This is a genomic window from Sphingomonas echinoides ATCC 14820 (assembly GCF_000241465.1).
GTDB classification, from domain to species: Bacteria; Pseudomonadota; Alphaproteobacteria; order Sphingomonadales; family Sphingomonadaceae; genus Sphingomonas; species Sphingomonas echinoides.
The window spans coordinates 50,879-63,992 of sequence record NZ_JH584236.1 but is presented as its reverse complement, the minus strand read 5'-3'; the positions used below and the strand labels follow the sequence as shown (position 1 = coordinate 63,992).

General features: G+C 61.3%; 9 protein-coding genes and 1 pseudogene. 5 read left to right on the top strand and 5 right to left on the bottom strand.

Going from position 1 to position 13,114, the window contains the following annotated elements; all coding sequences use genetic code 11:
- Positions 1 to 23: 23 nt before the first annotated feature.
- Both ON00_RS18775 and ON00_RS18770 read right to left on the bottom strand, forming a co-directional pair.
- Positions 24 to 1,829, bottom strand: a complete 1,806-nt coding sequence (locus ON00_RS18775; protein WP_010408867.1) for a thiamine pyrophosphate-requiring protein — start codon at positions 1,827 to 1,829, stop codon at positions 24 to 26.
- A gap of 252 nt (positions 1,830 to 2,081) precedes the next feature.
- Positions 2,082 to 3,221 carry a tyrosine-type recombinase/integrase gene (locus ON00_RS18770; RefSeq protein ID WP_010408866.1) on the bottom strand — a complete coding sequence of 380 codons (1,140 nt, stop codon included), beginning with the start codon at positions 3,219 to 3,221 and terminating at the stop codon, positions 2,082 to 2,084.
- A gap of 116 nt (positions 3,222 to 3,337) precedes the next feature.
- Between ON00_RS18770 and ON00_RS18765 the strand changes: the two genes are divergently transcribed.
- Both ON00_RS18765 and tnpA read left to right on the top strand, forming a co-directional pair.
- A complete protein-coding gene (locus ON00_RS18765; protein ID WP_010408864.1) occupies positions 3,338 to 4,360 on the top strand; it encodes a hypothetical protein in 1,023 nt (340 codons plus the stop codon).
- A gap of 1,571 nt (positions 4,361 to 5,931) precedes the next feature.
- Positions 5,932 to 6,351, top strand: coding sequence for an IS200/IS605 family transposase (tnpA, locus tag ON00_RS18760; RefSeq protein ID WP_010408862.1), 420 nt, complete (start codon positions 5,932 to 5,934; stop codon positions 6,349 to 6,351).
- 363 nt (positions 6,352 to 6,714) lie between these two features.
- On the opposite strand, the gene ON00_RS18755 is transcribed toward tnpA, so the two are convergent.
- The 3 genes from ON00_RS18755 to ON00_RS18745 all read right to left on the bottom strand — a co-directional run bounded on the left by ON00_RS18755 (position 6,715) and on the right by ON00_RS18745 (position 10,182).
- The gene (locus ON00_RS18755; RefSeq protein ID WP_029623214.1) at positions 6,715 to 7,830 is read right to left on the bottom strand and encodes a replication initiator protein A; all 1,116 of its coding nucleotides are present in this window, start codon (positions 7,828 to 7,830) and stop codon (positions 6,715 to 6,717) included.
- A gap of 79 nt (positions 7,831 to 7,909) precedes the next feature.
- On the bottom strand, positions 7,910 to 8,989 hold the full coding sequence (locus tag ON00_RS18750; protein WP_010408848.1) for a ParB/RepB/Spo0J family partition protein: 1,080 nt from the start codon (positions 8,987 to 8,989) through the stop codon (positions 7,910 to 7,912).
- Positions 8,986 to 10,182, bottom strand: a complete 1,197-nt coding sequence (locus ON00_RS18745) for an AAA family ATPase (RefSeq protein WP_029623213.1) — start codon at positions 10,180 to 10,182, stop codon at positions 8,986 to 8,988. Before ON00_RS18745 ends, ON00_RS18750 begins: the two co-directional genes overlap by 4 nt.
- A 537-nt stretch (positions 10,183 to 10,719) precedes the next feature.
- Between ON00_RS18745 and ON00_RS20345 the strand changes: the two are divergent.
- The 3 genes and pseudogenes from ON00_RS20345 to ON00_RS20965 all read left to right on the top strand — a co-directional run.
- A pseudogene (locus ON00_RS20345) lies at positions 10,720 to 11,046 on the top strand (DUF7146 domain-containing protein); the annotation flags it as partial.
- A 998-nt stretch (positions 11,047 to 12,044) separates the two neighbouring features.
- Positions 12,045 to 12,461: a hypothetical protein gene (locus ON00_RS20720; RefSeq protein ID WP_125962616.1), complete on the top strand. Its 417-nt coding sequence runs from the start codon at positions 12,045 to 12,047 to the stop codon at positions 12,459 to 12,461.
- Positions 12,461 to 13,114, top strand: a 654-nt coding sequence (locus ON00_RS20965) for a hypothetical protein (RefSeq protein WP_010408835.1), incomplete at its 3' end; no start/stop codon positions are given. The genes ON00_RS20720 and ON00_RS20965, both read left to right, overlap by 1 nt.

The following is a 13,114-nucleotide window of genomic DNA, read 5'->3' as shown; positions in this document are numbered from 1 at the left end:
AGCCCCAAGCCTCCTTCATAGGCTTAAATCCGTCCGGTCAAAACAGGGGCCAGCTCAGTTACCAGGAGCTGGCGCGCCGTGTCGGCGATCATCGTGCCCAGGCCCTTGTCTCCCATCACCATCGAACTCATCAGACCCTTGGCCTGCTCGAGCGTCAGTTGCGGTGGAAACGGCACGACCTCGGGATCGGTCTTCACCTCGATGAGCGTCGGGCGATCGGCGGAGAGCGCAACTTCCCACGCCGGCCCAAGCGCGGATGGATCATCGACGTAGATGCCGCCAAGCCCCAGCAATTCCGCGAAGCGCGCGTAGGGGACGTCCGGAATATCCTGCGTCGTCGGGAAACGCGGATTGCCTTCCATCACCCGCTGTTCCCACGTGACCTCGTTGAGATCGCCGTTGTTGAAGACGCAGACGATGAAGCGCGGATCGCGCCACTGCTTCCAATATTTCTGGACGGTGATGAGTTCGGCCAGATTGTTCATCTGCATTGCGCCGTCGCCGACCAGCGCCACGACGGGCCGATCAGGATAAGCAAACTTGGCCGCGATCGCATAGGGAACCGCAGCGCCCATAGAGGCTAAACCGCCCGAGAGAGAGGCACGCTGCCCGACCTTCACGCGATAGTCGCGCGCGTACCAGTTGGCGCATGAGCCCGAATCCGAGGTGACGATCGCGTCGGCGGGCAGACGCGGCGACATTTCCCAGACCACGCGCTGGGGATTGACGGGCTTTGCTTCCGCCATGGCGCGTTCCTCGAGCGTCTGCCACCACTGCGCAGTCGCCTTCTCGATGCCTTCGCGCCAACTGCGATCATCCTTGCGCTGGAGCAGCGGGATCAGCGCTTTCAGCGTTTCGGCCGCATCTCCATGCAGGTTGACCTCGACGGGGTAGCGCAGCCCCAGCATCGATGCGTCGATGTCGACCTGCACGGCCCTCGCCTGCCCGTCTTTCGGCAGGAACTCGGCCCAGGGAAAGCCCGTGCCGATCAGCAGAAGCGTGTCGCACTCGCGCATGAGGTCGGACGATGGCTTGGTCCCGAGCAAGCCGATCGCCCCGGTCACGAACGGCAGATCGTCAGGCAGGACATCCTTGCCGAGCAACGCTTTGGCGACGCCGGCGCCAAGCAGGTCGGCGACCTCGGTCACCACGGCCGACGCGCCGCGGGCTCTCGCCCCAATCAGGATAGCGACCTTGGCGCCTGCATTCAGTACCTCCGCCGCGCGCGCGAGATCGGCGGGCTGCGGGACGACGATCGGATGTGCATAGCCGGTGCCCGAGCGGGTGAAGCCGTGCGCCTGGCCCGGCTCCTCATATTTCGTATCCTGTATGTCCTTGGGCAGCACGATGGTTGAGACCGCGTTGCCCGCGACCGCGATCCGGATCGCGCGATCGGTCACATGGCGGACCTGCGCCGGCGCGCTCGCCTCCTGCACATAGGCGGCGACGTCGGCAAACAGTCGGTCGAGATTGAGCTCCTGCTGATAGCTTGCACCGCGCACGGTGCTCTCGGCCTGGCCCGCGATCGCGAGGACCGGGACATGGTCGAGCTTGGCGTCATAGAGCCCGGTGATCAGGTGGGTCGCGCCCGGACCGCCGGTCGACAGGCAGACGCCGAGCTCGCCGGTGAATTTCGCATGCGCCGTCGCCATGAAGGCCGCCATCTCCTCGTGGCGGACCTGGATGAACTCGATGCCCGAGCCTTCCTTCTCGGCGCGCTGGAGCGCCCCCAGCACGCCATTGATGCCATCGCCAGAATAGCCGTAGATTCGGCTCACGCCCCAATCCTTGAGGCGCTGGACGAAGAAATCGCTCGACATGCGGGCCATGCCGCCCTCCACTTTGGGATTTGGTTTCGAGCCGGAGAGGTTCAGTCACGCATGCTCGCGCTGACGAGAAGAACGTCGCAGTGCGCACAGGCGTTCCCGCCGGTCGGCGGCTTCGCCCCCATCGGTGCGCGCTAGGGCCGGCCCGACGGCGAGCTCGCTTCTTCGGTCGTTGAGGCATGTCGGTGTCGCTCACTGCCCAACCGCGCCAGGTCATCGGTTTGCGACTGTCCAAACGCGGACAGCTAAAACCTGTCATTCACCGCCGAAACGCTTCGCGAGACGCGCACTCGCTCCGCTCTTGGCCGCCAGCTTCGCGCCATAGCGCATGACCGTCTTGGGATCGCGCCAGCGATAGGCCTGCATGATGGCGGGCAGGCTCTCTCCTGCCGCAAAATTGTCTTGCGCCACGCCAACCCGGATCGAATGGCTCGACACGGCCGCGACCCAGCGCTCGAGCTCGGCCTCGCTCATCGCCCCCAGCAGTTTCTTGTCGAATGCCTGGCGGATCAACCGCTTGTAGATGAGCGTGATCGTGCCGGGGTTGAGCGCCTCCTCTCCCACACCGCGGATCGAGCCATCGAACCAGGTTTCGACGCGCCGGAACAGGGCCCCGCGCGCAATCCCGGCCTTGTCGCACCATTCAGCGATCGCGCGCATGGTCGCGGGCGAGAGATAGGCGAGAGCCCCCTGCCCTTCCTGATCGGTCTTGCTGCGGCCGATCTCGACCACCCCTGCCCCGTCGACGTCGGGCCCGTCGATATGCTCGATACGCATCGCCGCGAGTTCGGAGCGCCGGCAGCCGGTATCATAGTTGACCTGCAGTAGCGCGCGATCGCGCGCGCCCAGGAGATCGCGGCGCGTGGCCTTGAGGAGGACCGCGAGGCTCACGCCGCTCGCCGGCGCGTCGAGATCGCTGACATCGCCCTTGTAGCGGATACCCCGCGCCTGCGTCTGGCGGGTGCCGAGAAGCTTGCGCGCCGCCTTGTGCTCGAGCTGCACGAGCGGGGCTGCGGTCGGATCGTCCAGCCCCGCCATGCGATAGGCCCAGCCGATATTGACGAGATAGCGCGCGATCGTCGCGGCCGCCCTCTGCGGCGTCGCCCGCGTCGCCTCATCATGATCCTGACCCGACAGCGCGCGGACATAGGCCGCGACGGTCTCGGCGGTCGCCTCCCCTGCCCGCACTCGGGTGCGCCGGCACCAAGCATCCCAGAGCTTCATGTCGGAAAGGAACGCGCGGATCGTGTTCGGCGACCAGGCCCGCGCCGCGGCCGCGATGACCTGCGGATCGACCGCCGCCTTGTCGATAGCCAGCGCGCGGACCTCGCCCACGACGTCGTCGGCGCCGGCGGGCGGCGTGCTTTGCCTGCGGGTGAGGGCCGTTTTCGCCATGACGGCGAGACATAGCCCGGTCCTTCTCATAATAATAGGGTCGTGATAATCTCCCATTATCACGACTACGCATACGAGCCAATTTGACTGAGAGCAGCTCTGGGTTAAAAGACGGCGTGGACGCGCCTCTCTCGAACAGCCGCTACGGCCCCGCCTACAGCGCGAAGATGGTCTCCGCGATCGCCTCCTGCACGGCCGCCATTACGCGTCTCGATGCCCGGTTTTGCGTTAGTTCGGTGGCATCGGCCTGGGCACGCCGCGCCGCCTGGAGTGGCTACACCCGGGCCCTGCAACTGCAATCGGCCGAGATCGACGAAATTGACGTATTTTCCTGGGGCTGCGGGCTGCAAATCCCCGGCCGGCCGCTGCGGTCGACCAACCTCGACCTGTTCGATCGCTTTCCCGCCTGGGAAGCGGCGCTGCGCGATCCCGACCCCCTCGCCTGGCGCGACGCGCTCCCGACCGCGATCGGCGAGATCGAGATAGCCGCGGACCATTCGCCGCTGATCCGCGCGCTCGATCGGGTCCGCCAGCATGCGCGTCTCGACAGCACCGCCCTGCCCTGGCTCTCGCTGCCCTTCGCTCTGCGCGACAAGGGGATGGTGACCACTCCCCTGCCCTGCCTCGTGGGCGGCGTGAAGGCGTTTAGGCTGAAGCGAACTGTCGGAGACGAGGACTGGTATGCGGCCATGCGCAGCCTTGAGGCAAGCGCCACCGCAAACCTCGCACGGTTGCACGAGCTGGAAAAGCTCCATCGCGCGGCCCAGCATGCGATCGTCGCGGAATATCGACCTGGCCACCTCCCGGGGCTCGCGGCCCTCCTCCATCACCGGCCACTGCTCTCGCCTCAGTCGCTGGCGGAGCTGCTCAGCATGAGCGTTGCCGGCGCGAGCAAACTGCTGGGCCGTGCCGTCGACTGCGGCTTGCTCGTGGAGATCACCCAGCGGCGGACCTGGCGCGTGTTCCTGAGCACGGACCTTGCCATCGAGTTTGGCTTTGCAGCGCCCAAGCGTGGACGGCCGCGCAACATGGTCCCTCCCCCGCCAGCGAGCCGCGAGCTGTCGGAGGTCTTCGATGCCTTCGATCGCGAGATGGAGAACATCGACAAGCTTCTCCAGCATCGCGCCGAGAGTTTGTGAACGACAGTCCGCAGGAGGATCTTTCGCTTGCCGCCCGGTCTGATGAACCGGTCTATCAACCGGAGCATCCTTCTGTCGAACGATTGGAATGTCGTCGGCTGGCCGGGGCCTCTCTACCGAGGTGCGCCGGCAAACCTTTCACCAAAGGGGTAGCTGCCTCCCCTCCCCTGTTCGCAATTCATAGCGCTGGATGCAGCAAGAACTGATTTGCCGGCGAGCGCGGTCTCGTTCCCCTTGTCCCAGTGGTGAAACACGAGCTCTGCAGTCGGCGGCTATCGTCTATCGATAGTTGAAGGCGGTAGCTGCAATGTCCAGTCCACGGGTTCTCTGACCCACAACGGCATGCTTCTCGTGATCAGGCTTGGCAGGAAGGCCCCACAGCGGCCTTCTGGGCGCTTTGCTTGCCGTGGGGATAGCCGAGAGCGGAAACACGCTGTGCGGGCTGCTGGCGGCGCTCAGTGCAGGTCGGACTTCGTTCGGGTCTTGGAAAATGGCTCCTGTCACGGTGCCCTCGGCGACCTGAGCGTAGTGAGGTGCTCCGCGATGGCTGGCTTGCAAGGAGTCTAGGCGCCGCGATAATCGACGTCGATCTGCGGTCGGGTGTGTGAGGCGACGCACGCGACGGAGCTTTTTGGGTGGACGACGTGCTTAGTGCGCGGCGATCGTCCCTTCCCCTTCTTCCCAATCAATTCTTCAAAAGAAGGGAGCGCCGCAGGCGTGTTAATCTCTTTAGAGAATAGGATAAAAAGTTAAGCTGTGGATGGATCTTTCGCGACTCGCCGATTCAGCGCGAGTCGGGAGTTCAGCGCCGTTCCCATTATACCGTTTGGCCGTTCCTGAAATACCCTGCGGGGCGTTCCCATTGAACCGTGATTCGGTTCCTCATGTACCGTGCCCCGTTCCTGAAATACCGTGGGCACGGCGCGGGCCACAGGACGTCTCCAAGGGAGTAAAACGCGTTTTACTCGTCCGCAAAGTGGCTGTTTTCCGTGCCTTTCAGGCATGTTACACCCGGCAGCGCTCGTTGTCGAACTATAGGCGTCAGGCGAGGCCGCTCTGTGTTCGGAGGAGTCGAGCGGCATTTCCGCGGCCCTCCCGAGTCCTTGGGCGAATCATTGACGGTCTTTTAGGAACGGGACCCTGCGGAACTGACCTAAAACGGCGATGATCTCGACGTTTTGTTGCCTTGAGCGCATCCCGCTCGGCTGCCTGGACCGCGAAGTTTCGAGGTTTCTCGGGAGCCGGCCAGTGATCTCGACGGTACATTGAGAACGGGGCTTGGCCAGGCGATGGGCGCCGATTGTGGATGTCTAGCGCTCCCGGAGGCGTTTGCAGTCGAGGCATTCACGGTATTTCAGGAACGGCATCGAAGCAGCGAGGATGACTCCCCCTCCCCTCCCCAGCCTCTTTGGAGCGTCGACAGTTTGACCTTTAGAGTCCTCTAGCAAGGAGGAACCCCTCCGACTTCAGTCGGATACTGGCTTCAGCCACAGACTCGCGTGCTAGCCTGTAACCTCGGGAAAAGCGGAAGCCGCCGAAGGCGGCTTCCGCTTTTCCCGAGGTTACAGGCTATGGCGTATCGGTCCGGTTGTCACACCACATTCCATCATCGCTACCATCTCGTTTGGGCGCCGAAGTATCGGTACAAGGTGCTGATCGGCGATGTTCGGCTACGGGTGCGCGAGATCATCCGTCAGGTCTGTGCCGAGATGGGCGTGAAGATCATAAACGGCGCGCTGTCGAAGGACCACGTACACATGTTCGTCGAAATCCCGCCGCACGTCTCGGTCAGCGACTTCGTGCGCCGGGCCAAGGGGCGCTCATCCCGCAAGATCCAACAGGAATTCGAGCACATCCGCAAACGATATTGGGGCCAACGCTTCTGGCAGCGCGGCTACTTCTCGACCACATCCGGCAACATCACCGATGACATCATCATGCGTTACCTCGACCGACATACCCACAAGGACGGCTTCAGCCCCACCGCTTGATCCTACCGGCGTCAGCCGGTCAGTGATTCAGCTATCAGATCCGGGCAATCTGATCACAAATCCCACCCTATAAGCGCCGTTCTCTAAGTACCGTGACGGCTGCCTGGAGAGGTGGAACGGGCGATCCTCCCGCTGGCGCAGCTGTGCCCGGCAAAGCTCATCCGAGAAGAAGGCTGGCAAAGGATCGCGCGTGGTTGGATCTTCGCAGCCCACGCACATTTGATGGGGCGCCATACAGACGGGTCCGGGGCCCGGCTCGTTACTTCGGGAACGGTCCACACGGATAAGTTGACGTGCGCGCGCGAGCCATTCTCGACCCTGTTCCTGAAAGACCGTTTTGGCGGATTGCGCCTACGGCGTCGATCAGTTGACCGGACGCTGCTTCGCGCAAAAGGTCGCGAATATCTGTGTGATGTTCTTCGCGTCGAACGCTATCTCGCGCTGCCGGAGGAAGTTCCGGAAATCGTCTCCAACGAGACCGTGGTCGCGTTGGGGGCTGGGCAGGTTGGCGCGGGCGATCGCACCGAATGCCGAATGCGAGATATGCCCGCTCGAGGGGAAGGAGATAGCCGGTTCCTCGGGCGCCTTTTCCTTGACGGCCGCAGGCGAGGCTTGGGCGAGGGCAGGGGAGGGCTTGCCCTCCTCGGACGGCTCGCGATCGCGCCTGGTCATGCGCAGCAGCGGTTCGGCATCGTCACGCTGTTCGATGTCCAGGGAGTAGCCTGGCAGATCGTTCTCCCGAGCGATCTTGGTCATCTCGAACTTGAAGCGCCGATAATCGCCTTCCGCGCCGGATTTCTCGAAGAGCGTTGGCATCGAGATGGCGAAACCGTCGCTTCCGGCCCCACCCGCATGTTTGCGCGCGACCCGATAGAGCCAGCGTTCGCGCCCGCCTGTGAGCGAGAAATAAGCCGGATCGATGGCGAGCACGCCGCCGTCCATCAACACCCCGTCGTAGAACCATTTCGCGAGGGTAATTCTCATTCCCCGCACGTTTCCGGACCGATCCTTAAGCTGGCTGTGACTGTCGATCCAGGAGAAGGTGGTCTCGACGGCATCTCCTGAGCGGATGTTCGTCTTCACCGTGGTCGATTGGAGCCTGTCGAGGGCATTGCCCAGAAGATCGTAAGCGCGTCCACCAACCTCGCGCTTCAGAGTCTTCAGCATGTCGTATGGGACGACGTGGAGCGTCTGCGGGATGTCGTTGGCACCTCGCCGCTTGTGCTCGATCAAAACTGACGCGCAGTAAATCAGTATGTCGAGGTCGTAGATAGTCGCCAGACCATATTCCGAATTAGCGGAGACATGGACGGTGATCTTACGATCCGGACTGACATAGTCGATCGGCTTGAGTCGCTTGCGCTTCGACAGCGAGAAAAAGGGCCGCTCCATCGTTTCGCGCTGATCCCGAAGAGGAAGCGCAGTCAGCTGAGGGAGAAAGAGGTCTACTTGACCGTCTTCGCGGTGATCCTGTTGCATCTCGTGTCCCGTGGCATCGGTAAAACGCATTTTACCGGGAGCCAACTAATTGAAAATAAAGCGTTAAACTAGATTTTACTCAATTTCGACTGAACTTCGCACTCTCAAGGGCAGGGCGGAGCGCTTCGAGGATCTCGTCGACCGACGCTGTGCCCTTGGGGTTGATGTTGATCGTAATTCCCTTGGCCCGTGTATCAGCAAGAACCTGTCCGATCTCGCGACCCGAGGCGGCGGTGAGGGCCGGCTTGGCACGGGGTACAGGCTTCTTCGACGCCGCGGGAGCCACTGCGGCTGCGGCCAGGCGCTCACAGACCTTGATACCCTCAATCTTGTCGCTTCCAGCGTCCTTCAGCGCCTGTTGCTCGGCACCGAGGGCTATAGCTGCGGCGATGATCGCGTCGCGGTGCTGTTCGTTCTTCAGCAGGGGCGAGAGCCGCATGCCGTGTCGGACCTTGAGGTCTCCGGGCTCGGCGAACGCTGCCACGACCTCGTCCGGCAACTCCGCGAGCTGGAGGAGGTTGTGGAGGTTCTGCTTGGCGATGGCCAAGCGATCGGCCATCTGCGTGCGAACCCCGTTGTAATATGCGTCGACAGCGTGCCTGTAATTGCGCGCACGCTCCAAATCGGTGACGTCCTCGCGCTCTCGATTTTCCAAATCGGCGAGCCGGAAAGCGGCCTCGTCATCGAGCGTCTCGATACGCGCTACGAGCTCGATTTCGCTATGGTTGTTGGCATTCAGCCAGGAAACCGAGAAATGCCGGCGGGTGCCGACGATCAACTCGTAGGGGGTCTCGGCGTTCGGCGTCCGCCGCACCACAACCGGCTCGCGGTTCGTCCCCTCCTCGCGGATGGAATCAATGAGCGAGGCACAGCGTTCGTGGCTCAGCGCCGCATGATCGCGAGCATTGCCCGGCCAGATGGAGCATTCCGAGGGCTTCAGACGGATAGTCGGACGTTTGACCGTGCGGGCGATTTCATCGAACGCAATACCACGCCGCTCCAGGAATGAGGGCGTCGAAGGTTCGTCGACCGGCTTATCGCGATCGACCAGCGCCTCGGCATCCGCGACTTCGGCCACGGACGTGGGGGCAGGGGTCGTGCCGATGCTTTCGATGGCATTCGCCAGTAGGCTGCGACGCCGGCCCCCTGCGCTGCTCATGCCGCCTCCGTCAGTCTGTCGGTGCCGACCTGCGCCATACGCGACGGCCACTGCTTGCAAATATCCTTTTCGATCTCGCGAAACACCATGTTGAGGTTGTCACGGCACCGCGTGTACGTCTGGTGCGACCCATATGGTTTGTTGATTTCGTAGATCGACGACATCGACAACCCGGCATTCTTGATCTCTTCCGACAGGAGTATCGGCGTCGACAGCATCTGGCCAGCGTAGGTCTTCTCCATGACCTGAAGCATTTGAGCCTCGTTGGTCCTGTTGGGCTGGAACATGGTGCAGACGACGCGAATGAACCCGTAGTCGATCGAAGTGTCGAACTTCGAGACGAGGTCCATCGCTTCGCGACAGGTCTGCATGAAGTGGATTGTCGAAAGATAATCGAGTTGCCGAGCCGGCACGGGGATCAGCAAGCCGTCCGCGGCCGTCAACGTGTTCACGCCCAAAAAGCCCATGGCAGGGGGAGGATCGAGGATAACGACGTCATAGTCGTGCCGGACCTCTTCCAGGCCAATTCTCAGCATGCGGAACGCGCCGGCAATGGCGGTAGGGCCCTCCTCGATGGTTGCTGTCAGTTCCCACTCGGTGTCCTGGAGGCCCAGGTTGGCGGGGCAGATATCGATATTCGGCCACGCGGTCTTTTGGATCGTCTTTCGCAGCGAATCGGCTTCGTCGATTCTGGGGGAGAGGAAGTTCGAGAGCGTGTGCGTCTCGTCCACCAATGCCTCTAGATTGACGTCGAACATAACACTCATCGACGCCTGGGGATCGCAATCGACAACAAGAACGCGATATCCCCGCAGCGCAAGGTAATCTGCAAGATGCTTGCCCGTCGTCGATTTGCTTACGCCGCCCTTGAAGTTCTGCACGGCGATGACGACCGCGCGCTCGGAGGGCAATTTACCCATCTTGATGCCGAGCTTCTCGCGAATGGCGATCAAATCTTCGACCGTGTAGAATCGGCGTCCGTTGGTGGCCGTCTTGGGGGCGGGCAAGCGTCCGCGCGCCTCAGCCTTGGAAAGCGCTTCCGGCGTTCGGCCGAGCAATTCAGCGGCGACTGTCGCCCCCATTGAAATGTTCAGCGTTTTGCGATCGGATGGATCAATGGCCGCCTGTCGCAGCACGGTCTTGGCATTCTCGCACGAGGTAATCATCGCATCGAGAATCTGACCCGACAGCATGGGCATGTCCCCTTTTTGAACCCAAACCGGCCACGGTTCGTGAAAAGCACCGCATAATGGCCCCTAATCCCGGACAGATATGCCAAATGCAGGGTGGTTAGTCAAATAGGGTGACCTGACCCGGCGTGCGCAGGGACAAGCCCTCTTATTGCCCCCGAGTCCCGGACCATCCGCGTGTGTATCATTTCGCCTATAAACCCGGACGAAAATCAAGATGAGTCACTCGCCAGCACGCGCCGCTTGAGGACTTATCCTCAAGTCTTGTCCGACTTTGAAGCTCAGACAACGGGCATTCACAGCAACGCGAATCATCTCAAAGATGATTGGCGGGCACAGCGTCAGAGATGGAACCTCTCAGTCCACGGCGATTCGGCTCGAGCCGGGACTATTCGCTCCAACAACTGCTTTCGAGACATGAAAAGAGTCGCGTCTCGCACGACCCATCGCGCGATCTGTTCCGTCTTGCTTCTCCGATAACCACTAAAACGGTGTTCGTGGAGAAGGGGAGGGGGGCCGAGGTTGTGAAAGGAGCCGATCATGGCCCTCACAGCCGAACGACCTTCGCAGCAACTCATCGATCTTGTTGGCGCACTTGGCGGCACATGGCACGGCAGAACCGCCATGTGCCTTTGCCCGGCGCATTCCGACAGCACCCCAAGCCTGTCGATCCGCCAGGGCAATCGCGGAATTCTAGTGACCTGCTTCGCCGGATGCGACCGGGAAGACGTTCTGCGTGAACTCCGACGCGTGCCCATTCGCGACCATTTCAGCTATACCGATACTCCTGCCGTCTCTTCCGGCAATGCCAGCCGGCTATGGGATGACGCCCTTTCCCTCGGAGGCACGCTGGCAGAACGCTATCTATAGCGGCCTGCAATGATGCTCGACCAAACGCGCAATAGAGGGGAGTTTTCGGCGCAGATTAGTTGAGACGGATGGCGTTGCTCGACGCACATTGCGTGAGACGCAGCGCACGATCGGTGAGACGGACGCACAATGCTGATACGCTGACGCAGGATGCCGGTTTGGCGCCATCACAGCGGCAACCCTGCCGCCCTCATCTCGTCGGTGAGTTCACGGGTCCGCACCGGGTCGAGGCCACCATGCAGCAGCTTTCGGAGCTCGGCGAGCTTGGTGTAAACCAAATCGGGTCAACCTCCACCAAGGCCTTTTTCAGCGATCTTCAACTGCTGTGACATCAATTTGAAGCAAACGTGCTGTACACATCGCATGTTAAAGCCTGGAATTAATATCAAAGCTAATCGGAGCCTGCGGTGATGGAAAGGCGCAAGTCACCTCGGCTACTAGGCGTTTTGGCTATTGCCTTGGCGGCGCTTGGCGTTGTCAGTTCCCTGGTTCTTCGTCAATCTGGATCCTATAGCGATAAGCGCGGCGAGGTCCAGGTGGTCACCGGCTCCTCTGCATTGCCTTCCCTGACCCCCAGCGCTATCTCCTCACGCGTGGCCGATACCACAGAGGAGAAGAGTAGCGCATTCGATATTTCAGGCGATCCGGAACGGGTCCGGCGTTCCCTTCACAGCCAAAGCCGCGATCTCGCATGGGCACCGGGTACCGAAGGCAAGATCAGAGAAGTATTTGCCTCGGCTGGCGCTCCCACGCAAATTTCCGTAGATTGTCGATCAGCCGGATGCGAAATCAAGGGTGAGCTTTCGGGCCTTAGCAGCTCAAACTTGCCGCAAGTGTTAAATCGGATCGCTGGCGAACCAGTCAACAAAGCTTTGCGCGCAAGCGGCTTGACGCCAGACAAAAGTCCAACATACAGCATTATTTCAAACGACCCGGTGAGGGTATCGTTTAGCAGAGTCGTCTCGCGTGATATCGCTCAGGTGGAGCGATAAGAGATGCCGTTTCGCTTTATCATACGATCCGTGGCTCTCAAGGGATTGTTTGTATTTACCGGCTGCATTCAACTTTCTGCATGCTCAGCTGTAGCGCCGTACGTAGCGGCATCTCCACCTACCGATATCGTGATCCCGGAACATTTAAATGGCCGGCTGTCGTACCGCGGCAACTGTACCTACCTTATGGTTTCTGGATCAAAGCGGACGCTGATCTGGCCTCATGGTCATGTGTGGGACAGCACCGCGAAGGCAGTGAAGGCACCCGATGGCCGCCTCTTCAAAAGTGGAATGCAGGTTACGATCCGCGGCGGTGATGGGTCGATCGAGTTCCTGCAAGGCGATCCAGAGGCATATCAGCAGCTCCAAGCATGTGGAGGTCCGTACGTAACCAGTAGCTATGTTGAAGGAGAAGGGTGATGAAGAAGCGTGCTTTTCGGCTTGGCGCAGCCTGCGTCCTCGCCTCGGTCGCGATTTCGGCAGCGCATGCCGTATCGAACACGAAAACCATTCGACTTGCAACGTTTGACGAACCGTTCAACGATCCTGACGATGCGACTGCCAAACAGCTCTCGAAGACGGAGGGCCTTACTGTTGCAGAGGCGTCGCGACGTTTGCGGATCATGGGAGAGTTGGGGCGTCTGGCGCCCGCGCTCTCGGCACGTTTTCCCAAAGGCTTCGCTGGGGCCGAAGCGACTACGGGATCCGACTTCCGTGTTGCTATCTATGGTGTAGCTGCGGACCTCGAAGCGATCGGTAACGCCGCACGTCAGTTCGCCGGCAAAGGTGAACTCGCCAGCGTTCTCGATGTTCGCACTGCACCAGTATCAGAGTCTGAGATAGGGGCGCAGGCGCGGGGATATCTCTCATCGCTCGGCTCAAACGCTACGATCGCCACCAATGCGCGAACGGGGCAAATCAAATTATTGGTGAAAGATCCCACTTCCGCCCTCGCGGCGATTGTTGGCGGACGATTTCGTGCGGCGCCTGGAACGCAGATAGAGCAATTCGACGGCATTGCTCTCACGGCAACGGAGGTTCCGGGCGGCCAGAACTATCGCGGCACGTTCTCT